The 25,147-nt window shown below is 61.7% G+C and carries 27 protein-coding genes and 1 tRNA gene; 11 read left to right on the top strand and 17 right to left on the bottom strand.

What is annotated here, in order from left to right:
• Nucleotide 1 precedes the first annotated feature (1 nt).
• The 3 genes from RR42_RS16730 to RR42_RS16720 all read right to left on the bottom strand — a co-directional run bounded on the left by RR42_RS16730 (nt 2) and on the right by RR42_RS16720 (nt 2,605).
• Nucleotides 2-1,117, bottom strand: a complete 1,116-nt coding sequence (locus RR42_RS16730; RefSeq protein WP_236701927.1) for a sensor histidine kinase — start codon at nt 1,115-1,117, stop codon at nt 2-4.
• A complete protein-coding gene (locus RR42_RS16725; RefSeq protein WP_043349153.1) occupies nt 1,110-2,009 on the bottom strand; it encodes a sterol desaturase family protein in 900 nt (299 codons plus the stop codon). The genes RR42_RS16730 and RR42_RS16725 overlap by 8 nt, the downstream gene beginning before the upstream one ends.
• 74 nt (nt 2,010-2,083) lie before the next feature.
• Complete coding sequence (locus RR42_RS16720) at nt 2,084-2,605, bottom strand: DUF6622 family protein (protein ID WP_043349149.1); 522 nt, start codon at nt 2,603-2,605, stop codon at nt 2,084-2,086.
• 511 nt (nt 2,606-3,116) lie between these two features.
• On the opposite strand from RR42_RS16720, the gene RR42_RS16715 reads away from it, so the two are divergent.
• Entirely contained in the window at nt 3,117-3,485 is a 369-nt protein-coding gene (locus RR42_RS16715) for a DUF1484 family protein (protein WP_052494674.1), read from the top strand.
• 108 nt (nt 3,486-3,593) lie between these two features.
• On the opposite strand, the gene RR42_RS16710 is transcribed toward RR42_RS16715, so the two are convergent.
• From RR42_RS16710 to RR42_RS16700, 3 genes are all read right to left on the bottom strand, one after another.
• A complete protein-coding gene (locus tag RR42_RS16710; RefSeq protein ID WP_043349146.1) occupies nt 3,594-3,974 on the bottom strand; it encodes a RidA family protein in 381 nt (126 codons plus the stop codon).
• Nucleotides 3,975-4,169: 195 nt separating this feature from the next.
• On the bottom strand, nt 4,170-5,126 hold the full coding sequence (gene pip, locus RR42_RS16705; RefSeq protein WP_043349143.1) for a prolyl aminopeptidase: 957 nt from the start codon (nt 5,124-5,126) through the stop codon (nt 4,170-4,172).
• Between the two features lie 144 nt (nt 5,127-5,270).
• Nucleotides 5,271-5,969, bottom strand: coding sequence for a DUF2076 domain-containing protein (locus tag RR42_RS16700; RefSeq protein WP_043349141.1), 699 nt, complete (start codon nt 5,967-5,969; stop codon nt 5,271-5,273).
• 291 nt (nt 5,970-6,260) lie between these two features.
• Between RR42_RS16700 and RR42_RS16695 the strand changes: the two genes are divergently transcribed.
• Nucleotides 6,261-6,698 carry a YciI family protein gene (locus RR42_RS16695; RefSeq protein WP_043349138.1) on the top strand — a complete coding sequence of 146 codons (438 nt, stop codon included), beginning with the start codon at nt 6,261-6,263 and terminating at the stop codon, nt 6,696-6,698.
• 87 nt (nt 6,699-6,785) lie between these two features.
• On the opposite strand, the gene RR42_RS16690 is transcribed toward RR42_RS16695, so the two are convergent.
• Complete coding sequence (locus RR42_RS16690; protein ID WP_043349134.1) at nt 6,786-7,136, bottom strand: DUF1428 domain-containing protein; 351 nt, start codon at nt 7,134-7,136, stop codon at nt 6,786-6,788.
• A gap of 335 nt (nt 7,137-7,471) precedes the next feature.
• Here RR42_RS16690 and RR42_RS16685 point away from each other — a divergent pair.
• Nucleotides 7,472-7,558, top strand: a tRNA-Leu gene (locus RR42_RS16685).
• Nucleotides 7,559-7,712: 154 nt separating this feature from the next.
• Nucleotides 7,713-8,120, top strand: a complete 408-nt coding sequence (locus tag RR42_RS16680) for a hypothetical protein (protein WP_052494673.1) — start codon at nt 7,713-7,715, stop codon at nt 8,118-8,120.
• An 86-nt stretch (nt 8,121-8,206) separates the two neighbouring features.
• Here RR42_RS16680 and RR42_RS16675 read toward each other — a convergent pair whose 3' ends face one another.
• From RR42_RS16675 to RR42_RS16665, 3 genes are all read right to left on the bottom strand, one after another.
• The gene (locus tag RR42_RS16675; protein WP_043349131.1) at nt 8,207-8,581 is read right to left on the bottom strand and encodes a hypothetical protein; all 375 of its coding nucleotides are present in this window, start codon (nt 8,579-8,581) and stop codon (nt 8,207-8,209) included.
• A 164-nt stretch (nt 8,582-8,745) separates the two neighbouring features.
• Entirely contained in the window at nt 8,746-9,114 is a 369-nt protein-coding gene (locus RR42_RS16670; protein ID WP_043349128.1) for a c-type cytochrome, read from the bottom strand.
• A gap of 158 nt (nt 9,115-9,272) precedes the next feature.
• Nucleotides 9,273-10,037, bottom strand: coding sequence for a DUF899 domain-containing protein (locus tag RR42_RS16665; RefSeq protein WP_419188887.1), 765 nt, complete (start codon nt 10,035-10,037; stop codon nt 9,273-9,275).
• A gap of 133 nt (nt 10,038-10,170) precedes the next feature.
• Between RR42_RS16665 and RR42_RS16660 the strand changes: the two genes are divergently transcribed.
• The 3 genes from RR42_RS16660 to RR42_RS16650 all read left to right on the top strand — a co-directional run bounded on the left by RR42_RS16660 (nt 10,171) and on the right by RR42_RS16650 (nt 12,750).
• Complete coding sequence (locus RR42_RS16660) at nt 10,171-11,391, top strand: hypothetical protein (protein ID WP_043349124.1); 1,221 nt, start codon at nt 10,171-10,173, stop codon at nt 11,389-11,391.
• Between the two features lie 63 nt (nt 11,392-11,454).
• Nucleotides 11,455-12,141, top strand: coding sequence for a DUF5074 domain-containing protein (locus RR42_RS16655; protein ID WP_043349122.1), 687 nt, complete (start codon nt 11,455-11,457; stop codon nt 12,139-12,141).
• 234 nt (nt 12,142-12,375) lie between these two features.
• Nucleotides 12,376-12,750: a hypothetical protein gene (locus RR42_RS16650; protein ID WP_330218486.1), complete on the top strand. Its 375-nt coding sequence runs from the start codon at nt 12,376-12,378 to the stop codon at nt 12,748-12,750.
• Nucleotides 12,751-12,804: 54 nt separating this feature from the next.
• Here the strand turns inward: RR42_RS16650 and argC are convergent, their stop codons facing one another.
• Nucleotides 12,805-13,734 (bottom strand): N-acetyl-gamma-glutamyl-phosphate reductase, encoded by a 930-nt coding sequence (gene argC, locus RR42_RS16645; protein WP_043349116.1) that lies wholly within the window; start codon nt 13,732-13,734, stop codon nt 12,805-12,807.
• Between the two features lie 129 nt (nt 13,735-13,863).
• Between argC and RR42_RS16640 the strand changes: the two genes are divergently transcribed.
• The 3 genes from RR42_RS16640 to RR42_RS16630 all read left to right on the top strand — a co-directional run bounded on the left by RR42_RS16640 (nt 13,864) and on the right by RR42_RS16630 (nt 17,098).
• A complete protein-coding gene (locus RR42_RS16640) occupies nt 13,864-14,748 on the top strand; it encodes a LysR family transcriptional regulator (protein WP_043349113.1) in 885 nt (294 codons plus the stop codon).
• Between the two features lie 861 nt (nt 14,749-15,609).
• On the top strand, nt 15,610-16,125 hold the full coding sequence (locus RR42_RS39720) for a hypothetical protein (protein WP_144409840.1): 516 nt from the start codon (nt 15,610-15,612) through the stop codon (nt 16,123-16,125).
• Between the two features lie 70 nt (nt 16,126-16,195).
• Nucleotides 16,196-17,098 carry a hypothetical protein gene (locus RR42_RS16630; protein ID WP_043349107.1) on the top strand — a complete coding sequence of 301 codons (903 nt, stop codon included), beginning with the start codon at nt 16,196-16,198 and terminating at the stop codon, nt 17,096-17,098.
• Between the two features lie 276 nt (nt 17,099-17,374).
• Here RR42_RS16630 and RR42_RS40450 read toward each other — a convergent pair whose 3' ends face one another.
• Nucleotides 17,375-17,518: a hypothetical protein gene (locus tag RR42_RS40450; protein WP_158408289.1), complete on the bottom strand. Its 144-nt coding sequence runs from the start codon at nt 17,516-17,518 to the stop codon at nt 17,375-17,377.
• Between the two features lie 62 nt (nt 17,519-17,580).
• Between RR42_RS40450 and RR42_RS16625 the strand changes: the two genes are divergently transcribed.
• A complete protein-coding gene (locus RR42_RS16625) occupies nt 17,581-18,489 on the top strand; it encodes a hypothetical protein (RefSeq protein ID WP_043349104.1) in 909 nt (302 codons plus the stop codon).
• A gap of 599 nt (nt 18,490-19,088) precedes the next feature.
• Here the strand turns inward: RR42_RS16625 and RR42_RS16615 are convergent.
• The 5 genes from RR42_RS16615 to RR42_RS16595 all read right to left on the bottom strand — a co-directional run bounded on the left by RR42_RS16615 (nt 19,089) and on the right by RR42_RS16595 (nt 25,082).
• A complete protein-coding gene (locus tag RR42_RS16615; protein ID WP_043349096.1) occupies nt 19,089-20,084 on the bottom strand; it encodes a fumarylacetoacetate hydrolase family protein in 996 nt (331 codons plus the stop codon).
• Between the two features lie 54 nt (nt 20,085-20,138).
• Nucleotides 20,139-21,101, bottom strand: coding sequence for a Bug family tripartite tricarboxylate transporter substrate binding protein (locus RR42_RS38130; protein WP_082054926.1), 963 nt, complete (start codon nt 21,099-21,101; stop codon nt 20,139-20,141).
• A gap of 34 nt (nt 21,102-21,135) precedes the next feature.
• Nucleotides 21,136-22,164 carry a porin gene (locus RR42_RS16605; RefSeq protein ID WP_052494671.1) on the bottom strand — a complete coding sequence of 343 codons (1,029 nt, stop codon included), beginning with the start codon at nt 22,162-22,164 and terminating at the stop codon, nt 21,136-21,138.
• A 78-nt stretch (nt 22,165-22,242) separates the two neighbouring features.
• On the bottom strand, nt 22,243-23,847 hold the full coding sequence (locus RR42_RS16600; protein ID WP_043349092.1) for an AMP-binding protein: 1,605 nt from the start codon (nt 23,845-23,847) through the stop codon (nt 22,243-22,245).
• Entirely contained in the window at nt 23,844-25,082 is a 1,239-nt protein-coding gene (locus tag RR42_RS16595; RefSeq protein ID WP_043349089.1) for a thiolase family protein, read from the bottom strand. Before RR42_RS16595 ends, RR42_RS16600 begins: the two co-directional genes overlap by 4 nt.
• Nucleotides 25,083-25,147: the final 65 nt, after the last annotated feature.

Below are 25,147 nucleotides of genomic sequence, written 5' to 3'. Positions count from 1 at the left end.
ATCAGAAGAGCGGAAGGCGCACGATGGCCAGCGTGCCGCCGCCGCCATCGCTGCTGCCATCGCCGGCATCCAGCAACTGGAAGCTCGCCGCTTTGCCATAGAGCTGGGCGAGCCGTTCGCGCACCTGCGATGTGCCAAAGCAATCCGGGCCGGGCAGCAGCTCGCTCAAGCCCGCGCCGGTGTCGCGCACGGTGAGCATCAGCGTGCCGCCTTCGCGGCGGGCCGTCACCTTGATCCAGCCGCCCGCGACGATGGGCTCCAGCCCGTGCTTGATGGCGTTCTCAACCAGTGGTTGCAGCAGCAGCGGCGGCACAGGCAGGTTGGCCAGGCCGGCGGGCAGGTCGAGTTCGACCTGCAGCCGCGCGCCCATGCGCACCTGCATCAGCGCCAGGTAGTCCGCAATGCGATCGAACTCGCATGACAGCGGATGCGAGCCGGAGCGCGATGCCTGCAGCGTGGCGCGCAAGAACGAGATCACCTGGTTCAGCATCTCTTGCGCGCGCTGCGGATCCTGCCCGATCATCACGCGCAGGTTGCCCAGCGTATTGAACAGCATGTGCGGCTCCAGCTGCGACTCCAGCAAGCGCAGCTGATTCTCCGCTGCGCTGCGCATGGCCGCCTGCGCCCGCGCGTCCGCAGCCGCCATGCGCCCGCGCGCATAGTGGAAGTAAGAGATGCAGAGCGCCAGCACCAGTGCCACCGTCATGCTCAGCAGCAGGGTGCGCGGATTGCGCAACAGATCCGACGGCGTGCCGTGGCTACCGGTGAGCACGTTGGCAATCGCGTGCCCGCCAAAATAGCCCGCTACGCCAGATATGACGATCCACGGAAACATCCACTTCCAGTCCGGCCAGCGCCGCTGCGTGGCGGGAGTGCCCGGCGAGGCATCTGGCAGCCAGCGCGTGAGACCATAGTGCCCCAGCTTCACCAGCGCCTGTATCATCAGCGCGATGCACAGGGCGTAGACCAGGTTCATGCCAAACGGCTCGCGGAACATGACGGCGAAGAAGGCGGCGGAACCGAACGCCACGGGCACGCTAATCCGCAGTTGGCGAAACAGCCAGGCCAGTTCCTTGGCGGGATAGCGCATGATGCGCTGCGGCCGGACGTCAGCCATCACCAACGCCCCCGGACATCCCAGCCTGCGCGCGCAGCTCCATGGTGGTACTGCCCTCGCCATGCGGCGTCCAGCCCGGCGGCATGAGCAAGTACCCAAGGAACGCGCGCAAGCTGCGCGCCCCGGCCAGGTCGCGCAACAGATGCACCCACTGCGTGAACTCGATCCGCAACGGATTTGCGCTCTCGATCGGATGCACAAGGCCATACCGGCAGGGCAGGTCCTCGCGCTCCCTCACGTAGGTGCCAAACAAGCGATCGAACACCACCAGCACACCGCCATAGTTCGCATCCAGGTACTCAAGGTTGGACGCGTGATGCACCCGGTGCGCCGAAGGCGTATTGAAGATCCCCTCCAGCCAGCCCAGGCGCGGAATCCACGTCGCATGAATCCAGAACTGATAGAGCAGGTTCAGCGACAACACGGCAAACACGACGCGCGGCTCAAAGCCAATCCAGGCCAGCGGCACGAAGAACAGTGCCGTGCCGGTCAGCTTGCCGAGAACCCCGATGCGAAACGCCGCCGACAGGTTCAGCTGGTTCGGCGAGTGGTGCACCGCATGGTTGCTCCAGAACCACCGCACCCTGTGCGCCGCGCGGTGATACCAGTAGTAGCAGAACTCCTGCCCGACAAACAGCAGCGGCAACGCGATCCAGCCGGTGGGGTGGATCGTCATCCAGCGGTGCTCGAACGCCAGCCGCACCAGCGGCGCCGCGATCGACAGCGGCAAGGCAATGCCCACCGCGATGCGCGCCACCAGATCCAGCGCCGACACCCCGAACGCCCGCCAGTCGTAGCGCTGGCGGCGCGACAAGACGATGGCCTCGATCAAGGCGAATGCCAGTACCGACGGGGCCGCGATAAACAGCTGAAACTTCTCGAATGCGTTCATGACGGCAGGCCTGGACGTGGTTCGGGACAGCGGTTGCTGGCTTGAGTTGCTGGCATCAGTGGCGGCCTGAGTGATCAGCCCGGCACGCTGTCGAGCATTGCCTGCCGGGTCAGCCGCCAGGTCACCAGGCTACGTGAGAGGAAGATACCGCTAACGGCACCATAGATAAAGCCGATCGGCATCGCCACGCCGGCATGCCACAGCAAGCCGGGGTTTACCGCCATGGCCACGCTCACGCCGTAGCGGGTGATGAACAGGCAGAGGATCAACGACAGCGGCACCCAGCTTGCGGGCACCAGCAGGCGGCGATCGGCCTCCAGCCAGCGAATGCCGTTCCAGGCGCCGACGGTGTGGGCCAGCGCCAGCGCGGCAGCCGCGCCGACGCCCCATCCAAGCAGCGCGAGCGGTTGCGCCGAGAAGGCCGAGAAGGTTGACATGACGCCGCCCAGCGAGACCACCGCCATGGCCACGGGCACAGCCGTGGCGCGGGCCGGCGTCATCCGTCTGGGGACGGCTTGCGCGAAGCCGAGCGCGATCAGGCTCGCGAGCAGGATCCAGACCCATCGCGGCGTGTGGAGGAGGATTCCAGTGAGCATGTGAGCATCCAGTCTTGTCAGGGGGAAACGCGATGATGCTCATGTTCGGCTGACACTGGCGCGTTGGGCAGGTCGCTGCGATGAAACGCCGGATGGTGTCGCGAAGTGCGGGCGATGGCGGGCGAGTAACCAATCAGCGGGGCTGCAGGCGAACTGGTCTCGAGGGGGAGATCGACCGTGGCGCGAACGCGAAAGCTGCGACACGTCGGCGATTCCTGGCTCCGCCGGGTCGATTGACTTCGACCGTTGGCTGGCCGAAAATCTGCCACGTCACCCCAAACAAGGGTGACCGGGTGTGGAAACCCGATTCGTCACTAGCGGACTGCCGCTTTCTGCGGCTTTTTTGTGTCCGTTGCGTTCGCGCACGCCTATAACTTTTCTATGGCGGGCCGGGCGGGGCAGCCTTCGGGCTGACCGGATGTAGTGACGCCGGTTTCCACCCCCGCTGCGGGTCCGCCACCCTCATGTGGAAATGAGCGGCGGGCCTTCCATTCTGTCACTGGAGGCCGCAATGCCTAATACCGTCGCTCGCTCAGAGCAAACCACTCACCTTGATCCACCAGAGCGCTCGCTCGCCATCTCCCGGCAATCCTCCCTGCTAGCCGAACTAATCCGCCTGACCTTCCCGGCCGACACGCCCACCAAGCTCAGCGTCCAGGAACTGGCCTACCAACTCGAGGAACTTCGTAGCCGTGCGCAAAGCACCGCGCAAGAAAGCTGCGCCGACCTGCTGCGCGTCAGTGCAGGGCTTGGCGCTGTGCTCAGGCTGCTGGATTTTGATAGCGACGATGTGGAGGACAGCCACGGGCTGCACTGCCTGCTGACCCCGTTGAAGCAGCAGCTGGATGAGGCTTTGAACCGGGTGCAGGGCATGCTCTGAGCCAGGGCGGCAGGGCGAGCTGTGCCACCGTCCCGCAAGCGGGGGCGTGGCCGCTCGTAGCCGCCGTATCAGGCACTCGGCCACTCAGCCACTCAGCCACTCAGCCGCTCAGCCGCTAAACACCGCAATGCACTCCACCTCCACCCTGGCCCCAAGCGCCAATCCATTCGCCCCAAGCGCACTGCGCGCCGGATAGGGTGCCTGGAAGAACTCCTTGTAGACCTCGTTGAACACTTGCCATTCGCTGATGTCGGCCAGGAAGATGGTGCATTTGGCGACGTGCTTGAGCGACAGGCCGTGTGCTTCCAGCGTGATGCGGATGTTCATCAGCGCCTGCTTGGCTTCTTCGCGGATGCCGCCGGGCACCAGGCGGGTGCTGCCTTGGACGATGCCCATCTGTCCAGAGAGGTAGAACATATCGCCAACGCGCACGGCTTCGGAGAATGGCAGCCCTGCGGGGAGGACTTTGCCGGAGTTCAGGAATTCCATAGTGCACCCTGTCGGTGAGAGCCTTGAACGGCGCTTTGCTATCCGCCGGCCAATGCGCAGCCGGGTGGTGGCAATGCGGTCTTCCAGTCTAGGACACGGGTGTTCAAGACCCCAACCGCCGGCCATCAAAAGTCCGCTTCGGTGCTGTCGGTGCTTTCGGCGCTGTGCCGCCCAGGGCTGGCAGCACCAGGACGATCATTGCGCCGCGGCAAACCGGTCGGTAGCGGCAATCAGCTGATCCATGATGCCGGGCTCGGTCCAGGCATGCCCCGCCCCTTCAATCAGGTGCAGATCCGAGTCCGGCCATGCCTGGTGCAGCGCGTAGGCGTAGCGGGCCGGGCAGGGCATGTCGTAGCGCCCGTGCACGATTACGCCGGGGATGCCGGCAAGGCGATGCGCGTTGCGCAGCAACTGGCCGTCTTCCAGCCAGGCGAGATGCGTGAAGTAGTGGTTCTCCAGCCGCGCAAACGCCAGCGCGAAATGGCCGTCGTCATGCTTGGCGGTGTTGGCAGGGTCGGGCAGCAGGGTGATGGTTTCTCCTTCCCACACGCTCCATGCACGGGCGGCCTCCAGCTGCTTTGCCGTGTCGCTGCCGGTCAGCACCTTGCGGTAGGCGGCCATCATGTCGCCGCGTTCGGCTTGCGGGATGGGCGCCTGGAAGCGGGCCCATTTCTCGGGGAATATCTCGGATACGCCGTGCTGGTAATACCAATCCAGTTCCGCCTGGGTGGCGGTATAGATCCCGCGCAGCACCAGTTCGCTGGTCCGCTCGGGGTGTTTTTGCGCATAGGCCAGCGCCAGCGTGGAGCCCCAGGAGCCGCCAAAGACCAGCCAGCGCTCTACGTTGGCGAGCTTGCGCAGGCGCTCGATGTCGTCCACCAGGTGCCACGTGGTATTGGCCTCCAGCCCGGCGTGGGGCGTGGAGCGGCCGCAGCCGCGCTGGTCGAACAGCATGACGTCGTAGCGCGCCGGATCGAACAGGCGGCGGTGGTCGGCCGATATGCCGCCACCAGGGCCGCCATGCAGGAAGACGGCCGGCTTGGCGCCGGGTGTGCCGACGCGTTCGTAGTAGACCACGTGGCCGTCGCCGACATCGAGCATGCCGGTTTCGTAGGGTTCGATGGCGGGATAGAGCAAGCGAGGTTGCGGCATGGATCGGGTTCCCAGGGTGAGAAGCGTAGTGCAAGAGTGTATCGCCGTTGCCGGTGTCATCTCCACCCGGGGTGCCGCAGTGCAATCAGAGCGGTGGGGCAAGTCAGGCCGCTGCCATGCACGCCTGGCAAGCCCCCGAACGCGCTAGGCGTTCCAGGTGTCGTCGCTCAGGAAGTCGTCGTTGCCCGATGCGTCATCCAGAAGGCCGCTGTCCAGTGCCGCATCCGGTGAGCCCAGCGGCGAGCGGTCGTCATTGCCGTAGTAGTTGTTGACGACGGTCTCCGTTGGCTGCGCCCCTGCGCCCGGCTGTCCCAGAAAGCCGCTTGCGCTGTTGCCATTGCCGTTGCGATGGAACATGTTCTCGATGCCCTGGAACAGGAGCGCGCCGCCGGCCACGCCGGCTGCCGTCGTGGCAATGCCGCCCAGCGCGCCGCCCAGGCCACCACTCAGGAATCCGGGCCGGGATGGCTGCACGGGCGCAGGCTGGGCCGCCTGGAAGGCCTGCGGCGGCGCCACGGGCGCGGCCATCGGCGGCGGCATGACGGGGCTGGGTGCCACGCGGTTGGCACTGTTGCCCCAGGCGTTTTCCGGGTCGAGGAAGCGATTGGCGCCATTGGCCTGCGCCATCTGCAACTGGCTCTGCAGCGTGGAGATCTGCGCCTTTGCCGTCGCCAGGGCATGGTCAAGCATCATGGCGCGCTGGACCAGCAGGTAGGCGGCATCCGGCTGCCTGGCGACCGCGTCGGCGATGAGGGCGTCCGCCTGGGGGTCCTTGGCGCCAGCCCTGGCCTGCGTGAGTTGGGTCAGGAAGCCTTCCAGCGCTTGCATCTCTTGGGGGGTCATGGCAGCTCCTATCCGGGGGTCCGGGTTATCTTGTGTGATCGCAGTCTACGGGCCGAGTCTTAAGCGAGGCTTAAAAAAACCGATCGGATGTGATTGTCGCGCCTCGCAGCCAAAGCAGGCCAAGTCGGGCGGAATCGGCCCAGGTCGGGCCGGGCAGGCTCTCCCCACCAGATACTTTGAAGGCGCTGTCGATTTCCGGTATCCCGATTCGTCGTAGTATCAGAGCCGCCCGTCAAACCTGTTCCGGGCTCAGGACGTGCGGCACCCTAAATCCACTCAAGGAGAGCGACGATGCGTGTCATGGTGATGATCAAGGCAACGAAAGAGTCAGAGGCCGGCGAAATGCCCAGCACGGCGCTGCTTACCGCCATGGGCAACTTCAATGAAGAACTCGTCAAGGCCGGCGTGATGCTCGCGGGCGAGGGCTTGCACCCGAGCGCCAAAGGCAAGCGGGTGCAATTTTCTGGCAGCCAGCGGTCCGTGGTCGACGGACCGTTCGCAGAGACCAAGGAGGTGGTCGCCGGGTTCTGGCTGTGGCAAGTCAAGTCCATGGAAGAGGCCGTCGAATGGGTCAAGCGCTGCCCCAACCCCATGCAGAGCGACTCCGAGATCGAGATTCGCCCGCTGTTCGAGCTCGACGATTTTGGTGCCGAGCTCACGCCTGAGCTGCGGGCTCAGGAGGAGCGCTTGTGGGCGCAGGCGCAAGACGCTGCGAAGAAGCCGCGTTGAGGGGTGCACACGAAAGTGCCCCTCTGGCCAAAACGGTCCCAGCCCGGGAACCCCGGGCAAGGTCAATCACGCACTGCCGTCAAGCCACTAAGCGTCGACGATCACCTCGAAGCCGCCAAAGATCATCCGCTTGCCGTCGAACGGCATCGGCCCCTGGCTGCGCAGCCTGGGGTCTTCCATCGAGGCCTTCATGCCTTCGTCCCGGGCCTTGCGCGATGGCCAGGTGATCCAGGAGAAGACCACGGTCTCATCCTTCTCCAGCTTGACGGCCATCGGGAACGAGGTGAGCTTGCCCTCGGGCACATCGTCGCCCCAGCACTCGACCAGCCCCAGCGCGCCATGATCCTTGAACACCACGGCGGCAGCCTCGGCGTGCGCGCGGTAGATGTCGCGCTTGGCCGTGGGCACGGCGACAACAAATCCATCGATGTAATGCATGTCCGGTCTCCTTTGGGATTGCCTGCGAAGCGGCGAGCCTTGCGCGCGCCGTCATTGGGACGACGAACGGGAGCCGTCGAAATCGACAGGGCACGGGAGGAATGCTAGAAGAAAATACGCTGGGCTGGGAGGGCGGCCAACCGGTGTGGGCCGTGTACTGTGCGCCAAGTGATGAATGGAAATTTCTCCGGCGGCTTGTCCATCGCCCTGGGCCGGACGGACGCAAGCGGGGCCGTCAGCGGGCGTGCTCGGGGAAAGTTGTACTTTTCTGCTGATTCAGCGCGGCCAGCACTTGCAAATTTCGTTACGTTGGGTAGAATTCGCAACCTCACCTAGCCCAGGTGGCGAAATTGGTAGACGCACTAGGTTCAGGTCCTAGCGGTGGCAACACTGTGGAGGTTCGAGTCCTCTCCTGGGCACCAAGATTGAAAGCAAAAGGCCTGCATCCGTGCGGGCCTTTTGCTTTTTTGCTTCTACCGCGTCGTGTCTCGCGCGCGGCGAGCGCATCAGCATCAGCATCAGCATCCGAATTCACTTGCTGTAACATCACCCGACTCATCTAGCCAAGGAGCGGGAATGTCAAAAGGTCGGGTACGGGTACGGGCATTGCTGGTTGTCGCGATGGCGGCGCAATGGCTGTCGGCCTGTTCGGGCGGCGTGACCGCCAATTCCATCCAAGCCATGGAGCCGAAGCGCGTGCACGCCAAGGCCAGCGTAGGCGACGTGGTGCTGTGCCTGAAGCAGCGGCTGGGCGACGACGCCACCGTGATCGCGTATCCGGAACCGGGCAAGGTTGATATCCGGGTCGGGCGTGCGGACGCGGATGAATACAAGTTCTTCCACCTGATCAGCTTGCGGCGCGCTACCGAGGGCGCCGATGGCACTGACGTCGAGATCCGCAGTTCCGGGGAGTGGCACCCCATGATGAGCGCCAGCCGCATCTCCGGCATGGTGGAAGACTGCACGCCGGGAAGAGCGCACTAAGCGGAACGCCAAATCCTTGCTGATACGCCGCACTGCGGCATTGCCGCGATGGCGTTATGGCGTTATGGCGTCAAGGCGTTCTGCCGTTACGGCTCCATCGTGCGCAGAACGTGCTCCTGCAGTTGCGATAATTCAAGCGCGATGCCGCCGGGGAACCCCTGGCGGCCGCCGCGCTTGTCGATCAGCAGGTCGGCCAGGAAATTCGATAGCGCGGCTGGGTCGGCCCAAAGCGCTGCCAGCTGGTTGCCGATGCGCGGATAGCTGCGGCACAGTTCCAGGGGCCGCGCCTGTGGTGGCAGCACAGCCAGCCATTTGAGCGCGGTGGCCGAGAGGGTTTTCGCTTCCGCGGTTTCGGGTTGCCGCTGGCCAGCCCAGTCGGGCTCGCCTTGCGTGGGCACGGCGCCATCCAGGATCAGCCTCGCTTCCTCGACGGTGACAAACTCGAATGAGAGGGGTTCCATGCCAACTCCGGATCAGATCTGTGGGGGCGCCATGCCATGTGGCGCCGGCACCTATTCTATCGGTTACGGAGCGTTTGATGCTTTCTGTAGTGCTGGTGTCCTGAGCCTGAAATTCGTTGAAGAAATAAGTTGTCCGAGAAGGCGTGGGGGCCTAGGAGCGAAGGTTACTGGTACGCATGCAGGTAGGCCAGCAGGTCTGCGATCTGCCGCTCGTTGCTGATTCCCCAGAAGCGCATCCTGGTGCCGGGCACAACCTTGCTCGGCGACGCGATAAACGCGCTCAAGGTTTTCTCGGACCACACAATGCCCGATTTCTTCATCTCCGGGGAGTACTTGTAGTCGGTCGTGCCGCCGGCGACCCTGCCGAAGATCCCATTGAGCTGGGGGCCAAAGGCGGCGCGCGCCGAGGGCCCGACGCTGTGGCAGGAGGCACACTTCGAGGTGAATACCGCCTTGCCGGCCTGCGCGTCGCCGGCGGCCTGCGCGGTTGCGTGCAAGGCCAGCGCCAGGGTCAACAATGCGGCGTTCTTCATGGGCGGATGCGGGGCAGGGGAGGAGCCTGGCATTATATTCGCCCAGGCCGCCGCGGACATCGCGTGCAACGCAAGCCAACCCGCAGGCAGCTTTGCGCAAGACGCTGGCGCAGTGAGCGGACCCGGGCGCGGCCCGCCTGTCGTGCCCATGGCCTGGCTCAGCGCTCGCCGTACTCGTCGTGGCGGCGCCACCAGATGCCCGTCTCGTTGCGTCCCTTGGGGGCGCGGTCGAGCCATTGGTACATGCCCCAGAGGCCGTCCACCCCGCGCGCATAGGTGGAGTAGGTGTGATAGACCACGCCATCCTCAAGCACGAACGTGCTCAGGCCCGGCCGATCGCGCGAGTACGTAGCCGCGTCGGTGCCGCATGTGGCCGCGAACCGGGCGACGGGTTCCGGAGCCGGTGTGGCGTCCATCGCGTGGCCGCCGCGCTGGTAGTTGTAGTCGACGAACCCGTCGCGCTGTTGCGCCTCGGTAAAGGAGACGTTGGCGTCAAAGTTGAAGTCGCTGCCGAGCGAGGACGCCCAGGGAAACGTCCAACCCATTCGCCGCTTGTATGCCTGCAGTTTCGCCAGCGGTGCGCGTGACACCGCCGCAAGCGTGACGTCGTGGTTCGCCAGGTGAACCACGACGCCGTCGAACCCGTCCGCGATCGACGAGCAGGACGGGCACCCCGCCGTGTAGTCGGGCCCGAACATGAAATGGTAGACAAGGAGCTGCGAGCGTCCCCGGAAGAGGTCCGCCAGCGAGGCGCTGGCTTCGTCGGTCTCGAACCGGTACGCCTTGTCGACCCGGACCCACGGCAGCGCCTGGCGTTGCCGCGCGAGCGCGTCGCTGCGCCGCGTCAGGTCCTTTTCCGCTTCGAGCAGTGCGAGCCGCGCTGCCAGCCACTCTTCGCGTGTCGCGGTCATGTGTTGCGTCATCATGCTTTCCTCCGTTGGGTGTCCATCGTCGTTCGCTCCGTGCTGGGTACGATGTGCGGGTTGGTGGTCGTGATAGATTAGTGCCGGGCATCCGAACGGTGGGAGTGACAAGGGTGGCGCGATTGGGATTCCGATGGATGCGCTGATCACGGCCGCGGCGCGCGCGCTCGCGGCGGGTGACCCGCTTGGCGCGCTGAACCGGGTTGCCTTGCGCGACGACGCGCCAGCGCTTGCGCTGCGCGGCATCGCGATGGCGCAGCTTGGCGATCTCGTGCGCGCGAAGGCGCTGGTGCGAAGCGCGGCGCGCGCCTTCGGCCCGAAAGAGGCCGTAGCCCGCGCGCGGTGCGTCGTCGCCGAGGCGGAGATCGCGCTGGTCTCGCGCGACCTGAGCTGGCCAGCGAAGGCGCTCGACGCGGCGCGCGCAACCCTGGAGGCGCACGGCGACCGGGTGAACGCCGCGCACGCGCGGTTTCTCGAAGCCCGGCGCTTCCTCCTGATCGGGCGCCTCGACGAGGCCGAGCTTGCGCTGGCCCAGCTCGACCCGGCGCCCTTTCCGCCCGCGTCCAGAGCCGCCCATGCGCTGGTCGTCGCGGGGATTGCGATACGGCGCCTGCGCACGAAGGCGGCACGCGCCGCGCTTGCCCGGGCCGAGCACGCGGCGCGCCACGCCGGCATCCCCGCGCTGACGGCGGAGGTCCAGAGCGCATGGCTCGTCCTGAAAACGCCCGCGGCGCGCCTGATTGCGCGTGGGGAGGAGCGGCTCCTCCTGCTCGATGAGGTGGAAGCGTTGCTGGCGTCCAAGGCGCTCGTCGTGGACGCGTGCCGTCATGCCGTGCGTGACGCGGGCACGGTGGTCTCGCTGGCGAGGCGTCCGGTGCTGTTCGCGCTCGCACGCGCGCTGGCCGAAGCGTGGCCCGCGGACGTGCCGAGAGACGCGCTCGTTGCGCGGGCATTCCGTGCCAGGCACGCCGATGCGTCGCATCGCGCGCGGCTACGCGTTGAAATCGGGCGGCTTCGCACGGTGCTCGGGCCGCTGGCTGGCGTGAGCGCGACCCGGCGCGGGTTTGCGCTGGTGCCGCAAGTCGCCCACGAGGTTGTCGTGCTGGCGAGACCCGTGGACGAGGCGCACGCGGCGGTGCTCGCCTTCGTTGCAGACGGTGAGTCATGGTCGAGTTCGGCCCTGGCGGTGGCCCTTGGCGCTAGCCAGCGCACCGTGCAGCGGGCACTCGACGCGCTCGCGGCAGCGGGCAAGGTGCAGTCGTTTGGCCGCGGGCGCGCGCGCCGCTGGCTGACGCCGCCCGTGGCGGGATTCGCGACGACCTTGTTACTCCCCGCGCCACTGCCGGGTGACTAGAATTCACTTCATCGATTGCAGCTCATCGATTGCACTTCACTACGGTGTCACGAGGATGGAAACATGAAACGATCGGCGGCAGAAATCACCCGTGAATATGGCCCTTTCCCGGGTGTCGACAGCGTGCACGGGGTCACGTATGACGGTCGGCAAGTCTGGTTCGCCACCGGCGACAAGCTGATCGCGCTGGATCCGGCAAGCGGCAAGACGCTGCGCTCCATGGATGTCGCCGCACACGCAGGAACGGCCTTCGACGGCCAGCACCTGTTCCAGATCGCCGAGGATCGCATCCAGAAGATCGATCCGCAGACCGGCCGCGTGGTCGCCACGATTCCGGCGCCCGGCGGTGGCAACGACTCGGGACTCGCATGGGCCGAAGGGACGCTCTGGGTGGGGCAGTACCGGGAGCGCAAGATCCATCAGGTCGATCCCCAAACCGGGGAGATTCTTCGCACCATCGAGTCCAATCGCTTCGTTACCGGGGTCACCTGGATCGAAGGAGAACTCTGGCACGGCACCTGGGAGGGTGAGCAGAGCGAGTTGCGGCAAGTCGATCCCCGCACGGGAAAGGTCCTGGAGAGCATCGAGATGCCAGCCGGCGTTGGCGTGTCGGGACTCGAGTCCGATGGCGGCGACCAGTTCTTCTGCGGAGGCGGCAGCAGCGGGAAGGTGAGAGCCGTGCGGCGGCCCGGACGAGGCGGCGCGGCCGGCAGCGACGCCGGCATCCCCGTCGACGCCACCGGCAAATAACCGAGGCGCCCCGCACGGGCGAAGGGGGCGGCTTGAGGAGCCGCCCGATGCCCGTCGCTAAACGGTATATACTGTTTAGCCTGTTTTTTTGATTTGAGAATCACCGTGAATTCACCCATCATCAAGCCGCCGACGAACGAGGTCTTTCATTTTCCGACGAGCGCGCCAGCAGCCGACAGCAACGCAGCCGCCTCCAAGGAGAAGACGCCAAAGGGCTCGGGCAGCAAGAAGGCAGTGACCAAGGCAGTGCCCAAGGCGGCAACGAAGGCGGCAACGAAGGCGGCAACGAAGGCCGAAACCAAGGCCGGGACGAAACCCCGGAAGAGCAAACCATCGAAGGTGGAAGCGCGCGCCGATGTGACCGCGCCGAAAAAGGCGCAGGGCGCCAAGAAGGAGAAGGTGCTGCGCGACAGCTTCACGATGCCGAAGTCCGATTACGAGAAAATCGCCGAACTCAAGCAGCGATGCCTGGACGCGGGCGTGCACATCAAGAAGAGCGAGATCCTGCGCGCCGGCTTGCTGCTGCTTGCCGCGAGATCGCCGGAGCAACTGCTGGCCGCGGTGTCAAAAGTCGAAGCCATCAAGACCGGGCGTCCCGCGAAGGCCTGAGCGTCTCGGGCCGCGCCAGGCGCTTCGTTAGCGCAAGCCGTCGGCCACTATTCACTATTGCCGCGTGAGCATCAGGTCCAGGTTCTGAACCGCAGCGCCGGACGCGCCTTTGCCAAGATTATCGAAGACCGCGGACAGCAGGACGTGCCCGTGTTCCGCGTTGGGAAACACGCTCAAGTGCATGTCGTTCGTTGCGTTCAGCGCTTGCGGATCCAGGTGCTGCAAGGCGCATGACTCGTCCAGCGGCACGACACGTACGTGGGCCGCATCGGCATAGTGGCGTGCGAGGCATGCGTGTAGCGCGGCGCCATCCACGCCGGGTGGCAGCAGCCGCAACGCCAGGGGCACCGTCAGCACGATGCCCTGGCGGAACGCGCCATACGCCGGGACAAAAATGGGACGCTGCGCCAACCCGGCGTGCAGCTGGATCTCCGGCGGGTGCTTGTGCGCGAGTGCCAGGCCATATACCTGGTATGCCGGCGCATTGACGGCACCCTGTCCCTCATGTTCCTCCACGCCAGCGCGCCCGCGTCCGGAGTAGCCCGACACCGCATGAATGCTGACAGGGTAGTCGCCCGGTATGAGCCCGGCCTGCAACAGGGGACGCAGCAAGCCAATGGCCCCGGTCGGATAGCAACCGGGATTGGTGACCCGACGCGCGTTCGCAATGCGCTCAGCCTGTCCCTGCGTCATTTCCGGAAAGCCGTAGGTCCAGTCCGGTTGCGTGCGGTGGGCGGAACTGGCGTCGATGACCCTGACGGCGGGATTCACGATGGCATCCACTGCCTCGCGCGCGGCGGCATCCGGCAGGCAGAGGATGGCGATGTCGCAGGCGTTGATGGCTTGCGCGCGACACCGCGGATCCTTGCGCTCCGCAGCGGCAAGCGTGAATAGCCTGAGGTCGGTCCGATCGCGCAGCCGTTCGTGGATTTGCAACCCGGTGGTGCCTTGGTCGCCGTCGATGAAAACAACGGGAGAGCTCATATGCGGAATACTCCGGTGACTGTGGGGTTTAACAAGGAGAACGAGCCCCTATGTTCCATTGGCCGCTAGAATAGAGAAAGTTGTATTTCATAACGTGAAGATTCAGATTTTCTGAATCTGGAGGCCAGCATGCGAGAGATCAGCCTGGACCGTTTGCGCACTCTGGTCGCCATTGCCGACCGTGGCTCATTTGCCGAGGCGGCGCGCGCATTGCACCTGGCGCCGCCAACGGTCAGCCTCCACATCGCTGAACTCGAAGACCGCATCGGGGCTCCACTCCTGTCACGCAAGCGCGGACATGTCAGGCCGTCGGCGATAGGCGAGGTGCTGGTGGAGCGCGCGCGTCGACTGCTGGCCGACGCGGAGCAGGCGTTGGACGATATTCAACGCCAGGTACAGGGGCTCGAAGGGCGCGCGCGGCTCGGTGCGTCGACTGGCGTGATCGCGCACCTGTTGCCGCAAGCACTTGAGGTGCTGCGCAAGCACCATCCCGCTATCGACATTCAGGTTGCCGTACTCACTTCGCATGAAACGCTGTCCCGGCTGGCGGATGGAACGCTGGATGTCGGGCTGATCGCACTGCCTCAGCCCCCGGTGGCCGGACTCGTGATAAAGCCCTGGCGCCGCGACCCCGTGATGGCCTTTTTGCCGGCGCATTGGCGCTGTCCGGCCCGCGTTACGCCTGCATGGCTCGCCGCCCAACCTCTCATTCTCAATGACGCGACCACGCGTCTCTCGCGCCTGACCACGGAGTGGTTCGCGGCCGGGGGGCACCATCCTGCGCCGCGCATTCAACTCAACTACAACGATGCGATCAAGAGTCTGGTAGCGGCAGGTTACGGCGCGGCGCTGTTGCCCCATGAGGCCACCACGCCGTTACCCGACAAGCGCATTGTCATGCGTCCACTGCGCCCGGCGTTGTGGCGTCGGCTCGGCATCGCACATCGCGCGGGGCACGTCGAGCGTTCCACGCAACACGTACTCGATGTGTTGTGGGATCTGCGATTGGCGTAGGCGTTGCCATTTGCCATGCGCCATTCGCCGCTTCGGTTCGTTCTCGCTGGGACGGTAGCCTTGTTGCATGCCACGACGAGCCAATGGCGGGTTTGTAGAAATCTGACCGGCTGAATTGGGTCGACCACGAACGTTGGTAGCTCAGTCCGGGCGATCGAGCGCTGGCCGGAGACGAACTTCCGGTTTCGGCCAGGAAGCGACACTCACCCGCACCGTGGTTCCGACATTTAGGCGTCGGTTGCGCCTCGAAATCGGACGGTCGCTGGTCTAGGTGCGAACGTCGGCTCGTCGATCTCAGGGACGCAATGACGCACTTGATTCCAAACCGTCTGCACATTGGGCCGGCCATTGCCATGCATGCTGCGTGCGTGGACCTGTGACCGACGGGCGAACGCAGACACACCACCACGGCCTTGGGCGTGTCGCTCCGCCGTCCCATTCAGTGGCACCGTTTCAGCGGTGAAACAGATTTGGCTCGAAATCACCCCTCTGCGACGAACGCAATCCCGATAACCCTTGTCGTACTGGCATCGGCGCGAATTTTGCTTGCGAAAAGCATGAAATACCCCTTCTGAATAAGAGGAGCAACAGATGCCTATTCTTCCTCCGCAGCATGAGTTTGCTGATCCCTGCAGCAGCCCCGACCTACCAGCGCCACTCACGGGTGGTTCTCGATCAACTGGAACCGACGGAGTCTTCGGCGCCAACTGCGCAGGTGGAAACGGTGTTTTCGGGCATAGTCCGAGCGGGGTAGGGGTGCGCGGAGAGAGCGATTCCTCTCTCGGGGTATTCGGCAGAAGTCAGTCAGCTGACGGTATTCAGGGGCGAAGCTCTGCGCCGAATCACGCAGGTGTTTCAGCAGTGAATGAGAGCAACGGGTTTGGAATATGGGCATCAAGCCAAGGCGGAGAAGCCGGCCATTTTGAAGGTAATGTTGTCGTCACCGGTGATGTGATCTTGAAGGGCGGGCAAGATGTTGCTGAAAGGTTCAGGGTAGATCCGGGTATAGCGTTCGAACCCGGGTATGTCATGGTGATGACAGACCAAGGCCGACTGGAGCCCTGCGACCGAGAGTACGATAAGCGAGCTGTTGGAGTGATCTCCGGCGGCGGCGCTTTGCGTCCGGCAATTACGCTCGGGACTGAAGAGCAGGCGGGTGACACTGTGCCAATAGCATTGATCGGCACAGCGTATTGCTTTGTGGACGCCACCGATAATCCGGTTGATGTGGGTGACATGTTGACGACCTCTGCGGTGCAGGGTCATGCGATGAAGGCAAAAGATCCATATCGCAGCTTTGGATCCACCGTTGGCAAGGCGCTTGCGCCACTGGCCGGCGGTCGCGACCTCATACCGATCCTGCTTGTTCGGCTGTGACGCTGCGGGGCCATGTCTGCCCATCTTCCCGGCGCGAACCAGCCACTGTGTGCTCAGGAGATACTGCGCAATGGACACAAGCCTCCGCTCAATATTCACCAAACCTGACGTCGGCCTCAACGCAGCCGCGACAGATTTCGGGCTAGTTCGACCGATCAGCGTGCGCGCATTGGCCGCCCATCAGGCAATTGACCATGCGTATCAGTCCGCTGGCGGATTCAAAGGTCAGCTCGGCGTTGCGACGAGCGCGTTGCTACCGTCCGACGCTGGGAGCTTTCTACAAAGCTTCCGGGGCGGCGACCTGCGATTCTCAGGTGCCCCGATACCGGATCTCGAGCATGGTTTTCAATTGCTGGTCGAGTTCTCAGGTATTCACTGCTTTGGAAACCCTGGTACCTTCAAGAACGATGACGCCTACCTTATCGTCACGATCTTCAGACCTGAGCAAGCGGTGGTGAAGACGAAGAAGATGCCCAATGACGGTACGGATGATGTGTGGAATAACCTTGAGGCGGGCCAGGACAGCACCAAAGGTCAAGTCACAATCGATCCGGCAGATCTCTATCCACCGCAGCCAATAGCCATCAGCGGAAAAGTTATGCGCTGTGGCGCCTTGGGCTGCAATACCGGCAGCACAAGACAAGCCGTCGACGCCGCTGCGGCAGCAGCAGCAGGTGCGGCAGGCGCCGCACTGACGGGAATAGCGGCCATCGCGACTGCGGCGGCGGCATTCGGAGCGGCGGTAGCGAACGCACTCTCGAATCTGGTCGGACTAGACGACACCGAGATTAACACCTGGACAAAAACATTCGTTGACCTAAACGAAATCATCCAGCTTCCCCCTGTGAATTCCAAAAAAATAGGGGCGATAAGTTACAATTTTGAGTCCGACCTTATCTCCGATGGAGATTCATCCTACAAGTTGTACTTTAATCTCATGCTTCGACAGATAACAAATCTAACTGGAACTTGAGGCCGCGTGCCACTGTAGGAGGAGCGAGCTCGAGCAGCCACCGCAGACGAGCACGGCAGTTTACTGGACATAACGCTTGATCTACACGGGCCGCCGATTCGGACCGGGGCAGGCCAGCAGGCGACGTTGGCCTGCGCGCTGAGCTTGCCACTCTAAAGTCGGCTGTCTCCAGATAGCGGACCCTGGTGAGCACCCGATCTGAAGCCTTGAATAATGTCGGTAGAATCGCGAGCAAAATGGTCTACCCTGTAACGATTCGCCGCAATGAATGCCCGGTTACGTTGGTACTTCGAAGTCCTTCTGCATCGATGCAACCTTGCCGTGAACCGCGCTGGCAAGATCATGCAGCATCTCCGCCTGCCGGCTAAAGATTCCATCGACAATTTCCGGCGCAGCAAGGCATAGGTTCAATGGCGACATTGAGGCCGGTGCTATCAATCTGTCGTCGCGGCAATTGATCGTCAAACGGGAGGCTAGCCATCATGAGCCGTGAACGTTGGGGAACATTTTCCGTTGCTGACCATCAACGGCCGCGTGCGTTCGTCGCCGAGGCCTTGCTTTATGACCGGCTGGTCGTCCCCTATCCGCCCAGTGCGGAAGAGCGAGCGAGATGGTCCAAACAGGAATGGCGGCCAGATCTGCTCGATGCCAAGCTCGATGTCCTGCCGGAAGAAATGGTCATCAGGGTGCCGTGGAACGAATTTGCACAGGAGCGCTACAACTCGCGCATCACCGCCGCCAAAGACGTCGCATTCGATGGCGGCCATATCGTCGAGGAACAGGCCACGGTTGATGCGCTTCACATGACACGCATGATCCTGGCTCAAGACTGCCGGCCCCAATTGCCCAAAGGTGTCACCAAAGTATGGGCTTTTGCGGCCTTCCCGTCACTGCTCGCGTATCGGGAAGATCAGGCACTTGCGTCGAGCCCAGGCCGCCAGGAAATTCTGGCAATGGTCTTGAGGCACAAGTTTTTCATTCCCGGAACCAAAGGCAAGTCGGGCGATGAGTTGCTCTCCCAGGCGGTCGAATTGGCCGGTCGTGATGATTTCAGGGAAAAGCGTGCAAGGTTTCATCGCTGGCAGGAAGACATCATCGAGCAGCAAATCGAGCCCGAGCAGGCCGTCGAAGAAATGGAAGGCCACCTGAAGCAGTTCGAGGTTATCGCCCGGAAAGCTAAGGTCGACGTCTACTGGAGGTTCGCCTTCATCGCAATCCCGGCCGCGATCGGCATGGTGACCGCCGGGGCTGGCATGCCGCTGGTCTTCGCCGGTGCATCCGGCTTGGTTTCCATAGCCGCCCTCGTCCGTTTTGATCGCAAACCTAGAATCGACGCTGGCGACTGCGACGCTGCCGCGATGATCCACGACATTCAGCAGCACTTCGGCTGAGGATGATGGTTCGCCGGTGTCGTTAACATCGTACTAACATGCACTAGGATTGCTTCGTGTCAGATTGTCGCCTAAGACCCATAGAGCTGCCTCGCAGTGGCCGACATTCCACCGTCCGCAAGGGCCGAAGACGAGTTCAAAAATGAAGGCGCGGCATGGCCGTTCCGCTCTGATACCTGACGTTGGAACCGCGACGACCCGACCGTCAGCAATGGGTCGTGAACGGTCATAAGCAACCCGCACACCGCTCCCCCGTTAAGGGCCAACGGTCACGCAGGCGGCCGACACGCAGTGACCGACGTTGCCTGCTTCCCGTCAGTGAGCGCGTGCAGGCGAAAGCGAGATGGAATTCAGGTCTAGTCGCATGCGATGCATCTGGCACATTTCCCCATCGCACGACTGGTAACAGGAGCTTCGATGCGTCGTATTCCTGTGCATGCGTTACAGGGCCTTTCTACTGCCGACGAAGCGGTGAGCTTCGCCATCCAAGAAAGGCTCCGGAACGCGAAGCCCGTGTGCCCCTTCTTTGATGCACACTTGACGAGATCCGCCGCCCGCATGGGCGGCATGCGCAAGCCCATCCTCAGCGCATGGTTGCCTTAGCGCCCCCATGGCGTGACACGATAAACCTGATCGATCGCGCCGAAGACAGTCGACCCATCCGGCATTCTGACTTCGATCCGGACCCGATCGTCGGGCTTTAACCACGACGTTCTTTCTTCGCCGAACTCCAGAATGTCCAGTGCACGGCGCTCGAGAATGCAACATTGGCCGAACGTGTCGCGGTCATAAGTTGCGACGGTGCCCCCACCGATAATTGTGCCCGCGGTGAGCTTTCTATGGCGCGAGGCCTCCGAAACCAGCGTCGCGAAATCGAACATCATGTGCTCCGCCCCGTCTGGGCAACCAAATACCTCGCCGTTCCACCTGACTTCCACCGGAAGTGAAACTTTGAAATTGATCCAGTGCTCACCAAGCTCATCCGGCGTAACCAAGAACGGCGCGAGCGTCTTTTTAGGCTTGCAGTGGTAAAAACCGAAACCTCTCGCGTGCTCCACCCTTTGAGTAAGGCGAAGACTAATGTCATTCATAAGCCCGACCAGCAGAATTCCGTTTGCGCCTTCGACCTTTGTTGCCATTTGCTTGACGTCGTTGGTCACGACCACCAGTTCGGCCTCGAAGTCCGTACCCAGATCGTCAGTGCCGAGAATGAAGTCTTCCGTTGGACCCAGGATCGAGTCGGAAACGCTCTGATAGAAGCTGGGCTTCTCCGCCATTTCCTCAGGGAAACTTTGTTTCCGCATGCTAAAGCCGAGTTCTAAATGCGGCCTGTATCCGCCGCCGTCGAGCAACTGATACGCACGAGGTAACGGCGCGCGCCACCGCAACTCGCTGATTGGTACCGTTGCGCACAGTGTGCCTTCCTGCAGGCGTCGATACTCTTCATGCAGCGGTGCCGAATATTTCGACCACGAATCGATGGCTTCCTGCATCGTGCCAACGATGTGCGACACAACGATCGCCTGGCCTGAGCGCGTGTCTGCCAAAGCGAGAGCACCATCCCGCGTCCAATTGTCAATAGTCCCAAGTTTCACGCTTGCATCTCCTTCAAAAACAGGTTGTTTGCCGGGCGGCCCCTGCGGTCTCGATCAATCAAGTTGAATATGGTGGTCCCTGATCAATTTTCCCCAGATTTCAGATTCTTTGTTGATTTTTGAAGCCATTTCCTGGGAGTTGGTTGAGGCGGGAAAATAACCGAGATCGCGCGCGCGGTCCTTGATAACTGGAGTTTGATTGATTTTATCGAGCTCCTGCTGATATCGCTGAATAACGCTATTCCCCGTGTTTCCAGGCGCCCAGAACGCGTTCCAACCCGACAAATCATAGTTTGGCAACGTCTCGGATACTGCCGGCACATCTGGAAGAGCGGCGAGCCGCTTCAGCCCGGTCACCGCAATCGCCTTGACTTTCCCTGCTTTGATTTGAGGGATGGCGGTGGCCGCGGGCTCCATCAACAATTGGATATGCCCCGCCGCCAGATCGTTAATCGCCGCTTGCTTGTATGGCACGTGAGTCAGTTGAATTTTTGTTGCCTGCTCAATCAACATTGTGCCCAGATGCATCATGCTCCCGTTTCCGCTGCTGCCGTAGTTGAGCGCTCCCGGCTTGCTTTTCGCGAGTTTGATTACATCATCCAGATTTCGGACAGGTAAATCATTGTTCGCAATGAGAACATATGAGCCTGCCAAAACTATCGAGATAGGCTTCAAGTCGCGCTTTACGTTAAATGGCAATTTTGGATAAAGATATGGATTTATCGTGACAAGTTGATTGTAGCCAAAAAGAATCGTGCTCCCATCCGGATCAGATTTCGCAACATTTTCCGTTCCGATGATGCCAGAGGCGCCGGGCTTGTTGTCGACCACAACAGATCGCCCCAACGCTTTCTGTAACTCACTTGCATAGATTCTCGCGAAAATGTCCGGCGCAGACCCGGCAGAAGCAGGAACCACGATTCGGACGGGTTTTGACGGCAACCACGACGATGGTTGAGCCATAGCGGCGGACGAAACTAGTGCAAATGCGAGAAAAAGGTATCCATGCATATTCATGTGGGACTCCTCAAATAAACGGTGCCTGAGTAAATCAAAATTTATGTCGCATACCGATGCCCGCCGTAATTCCGCTACCGAAATTGCCTAGCTTGTCATAAAGCACGTTTCCGTAGATGTCGGTTCGCTTTGACAGCGGATAAATGTAACCAACTGCCGCGTCGCGCCGGCGAACGTCCGCTTGGGTGGAGGAGCGAACATTGGTTTGCGTCACAGCGAGCGCAATTTTTCCGGTCGAAAATGGAATATTCGCGCCAACCATGAACGTATCCGTCCTGAAGGTCGTGCCGCTCGCGCGCGTCGCGTCGTATTGCAAGATTGGCTTGATCCAGCCAAAGTCATAAGCGGCGCCTGCCACCAAGACGCTTTGTGCCCAACTTCCCGTCGGCAGGCCTGGACCTACGCGAGTTCGTTGAAACAAGATGGTTGCGGTAAGCGGTCCGCGGTCCAGATACAACATAGCGACGCCATTGTTCGAGGAGTTCGTGCCACTGACCTCGCCAAGGCTATAGACGAAGCGACCAGACACCCCAGCATATTCGGGTGTGTAGTAGCCGACGGCATTGCTCCAGGCCGTGTCGCTTGCGATGTATCGGCCAAACGATGGAACCCAAAGTGGGTTCATCACCGGGGAAAAGACCGTCGAGCCTCCAAATGGATCAAACTGGGCGGTCGCCAGGTAGGTAGGGCTGGATAGTCGCCCGATGCGCACCTCTCCACCCCTTCCCTCAATGCCAACGTAGGCGTTCCTTGACAGAAGACTGTCGGCTGCCGATCTCCCGGATGCTCCCGTATCGATTTGGTAGAAGCCTTCCACGCGGAAGTTTGCCTTCAGGCCATTCCCAAGATCCTCACTGCCTGCCACGCCCCAAAATGACAACGACATTCCGCCGCTGCCGATGCCAACTACACTGCCGCTGGCCCCACTTGGCTTCACCGTGCCAAAGTATGCGTCCGCAATGCCATACACCTGGCTGCCCGCGTTGACGGGCGTCGCTACAGCCAGAAGAATCGCCAGGGCGAACGTTTCCCGGCCGCGACGGCGGCCATATTTATCAATCATGTCTCCTCCAATTGTTTATTTTTTAGTTACGAACGTTAAAGTCGTTTATTTTTTTGTTTTTATTGTGTCTGATCCGGATCAGATGACATATTTTCCAGTATGAAAAACGTTACCTGGATTCTTCTCGAAATCCGAAATCAAGAACCTGTCCTGCGGTTTCTCCGACGCAGTTTTTGGTATGTTTTCCACCATGTGAATGTAAGTTGGAACGAAGTTGGCCTCCAACATATCGCGGCAGATATTGATAAGCTTTTGCAGATCGAAGCGAATGATGCGGGACGGTACGATTGCGGCAACGATATCCTTCTCTCCGGGAGCTTTGGACGCTGCATCGATGCCGTAGACATAGACGTCGTCCACAAGTCCTGAATCTGCAATGACGCGCTCGATGAATGCGGTATTGACAAAATCTCCATTTTTTCGAATTCCTCCGCCCTTTCGATGTGAAAAGAAGATCCAGCCGTCCGAATCTGTGCGAACAATGTCCCCCATGTGCAGCCATCCGCCCGCACATTTGCGCTTTGACGCTTCTGGAGCGCCGATATATTCGACTGTGACAGGCGAGCCATCGGCCCGCCCAATGAGCAGTTCGCCCAAGGCTCCCGGTATCACCGGCTCTCCAGCCTCGTCCACGATCCTTGCAATAAAGTCATTTCCGAGGCGCCCGCAACTCCCCACGGGGCCAACCCCTGGAGGATTCACTGCGAGCCCACCTTCTGCCGCACCATAGAATTCAAGAACCTGGACGCCAAAGCGCGACTCGAATCTGCGCCAGATCGACTCAGGCATACCGGCAGAGACCACCAGGCGCACTGGATTCGCCGCATCGTCACCGCGCGGAGGCTCCGCATATACCGCCGTAGTCATCCCGCCGAGCAAAGTAAATGAAGTACATGCGAAGCGGCGCGTAATATCCCAGAGACGGGTCTTCGTGAACCTGCGCGAGATCACGATGGAAAGCCCACCGACTATCCCGGCGCCGAGGGTTGCAATCTGCGCATTGGCGTGCGTTAGCGACAAGCCGGTGTAAAGGCGATCCGACGCTACGTATCCAAACTGATTAAAAGCTGCCCTCGACGTGCTGAAGTAGCGTCGATGGGTCATGACGATACCCTTTGGATCGCCGGTGGTCCCCGATGTGAAGAGAATCTCCATGGGATCGTCCGGGTCGATCTGATGCACGATCTCGTCACCATCACGATAGAAATCGGCAAAGTCTCTTATCGAATCGTTGCAGGGCCTGGCGGCTGCTTTTTCGCCGGTGGCAACGACCGCAATGCAGGTGCGCGAGGGCGATTCATCCAATACTTCCAGAACGTGCGCAAGCGAGTAGTCGGCCGACACCAATGCAGACGCGTTGACCTGCGCCAGCATGAATGCGAGTTTTTCCCCACGCGTTCGTGGATCGATTGGCACGAGCGTCACGCCGATCAGACTGCACGCGAATAGCAACTCGATGAACTCGAGATGATTTGCCATTAGCGTGGCGCACCTGTCACCGGATGCCAATCCGCTATGCTTCAGGCCGCGGCCCACTGCCTGAATCCGATCCCACAATGCGGCATACGTGACTTCGACGTCGGCGACCGTCTCCGCCCCTTCAAATATCAATGCGACGGAATCGGGCGTTTCGAATGCCCTGCGGCGTATCACATCGAGGATGCTCACCTCAAGATGTTTCATTGGTCTTCTCTCTGCAAGACAGAAACCACGACGGTCGCTGCGTCGTCCCCAATCCAGCCTCCACCATTCTCTGCGACGGCAGTGCGCGCGCCGTCAACTTGGCGAGCGTCAGCGCGTCCCAACAGTTGATCGAATAGCTCAACGAGTTGAGCACATCCAGAAGCACCAATAGGATGCCCTTTGCGAAGCAATCCGCCGGACGTGTTGACGGGAATGCGGCCGCCGAGTTCCGTCGCGCCACTTTCAATCAGTTCGATCCCCGCACCGGGCTTCGCAAGGCCCAGATACTCGTAGTACATGAGTTCCGCTGGCGCCCCCGCATCGTGTAGCTCGACTACGTCAATGTCACTGGGTTCGATGGCGGCCTTTTCATAAGCCTTCCTCGCCGCATACGGCACGAGCCTCTCCTCGCCGCCCTGATAATCCCATCCAGTAGCGGCAACGGACGACAGTACCCGCACACGCTTTTGCAGTCCGAGCCCCTTCGCCTTCTTTTCTGAGACGAGTACCAGGGCCGCCGCTCCATCCCCGATAGGCGAACACATGGGTCGCGTCAACGGAGCGACTACCATTGGAGCCGCTAGCACTTCATCCACGGTCAACACTTCCCGGAACTGGGCTTTAGGATTCAAGCTGCCGTGCCTTGAATTTTTTGCCGATACCATGGCGAAGTGCCGAGCGGTAGCCCCAGTCTCTTTCGAATACTCACGTGCCATGGCCGCGTAGATATCCATAAAGAGAGAACGAGTGGTACCGGCCCCGGCAAGGTCGGCTTCCGAGCCGGTATCTCTGATACTCTTCGCGAGCGATGCCAGAACGTCGTCCATTGCTTCCACGTCGACCGCGCCCTGGAAGACCGAGAACGTCTTGCGCTTATCTTCGCTATACAATTTTTCGAAGCCAGCCACCAGCACAACGTCGTAGGCGCCCAGTTCGATCATCGTGACGGCTTGCTGGAATGCAGAGGCAGACGTGGCACATGCATTCTCAATATTGACAACTGGAATGCGCCCGATGCCCATGCCTCGAAGTACAACCTGTCCGGGGACCAGCACTTGTCCCGTCATTACACCCGCGGCCGCGTTTCCCATGTACGCCGCCTGAATCGCATCCTTGGACATTCCCGCATCACGCAGCGCAGCCGAAATCGCTTCGGAAGCCAATGATTTCAGACCTCGGTCAAGATGTTTTCCGAAGGCGGTCATTCCCGCCCCGGCTATATATACTCGATTCATAAGGAAGGCTTTCCGTCGACATTTAGTAACGTTGTTACTGCGTGGTTATAAAAAGATGGATTGAG

The organism is Cupriavidus basilensis (genome assembly GCF_000832305.1).
Lineage (GTDB): Bacteria > Pseudomonadota > Gammaproteobacteria > Burkholderiales > Burkholderiaceae > Cupriavidus > Cupriavidus basilensis_F.
This window is presented reverse-complemented; position numbering and strand designations above follow the sequence as displayed.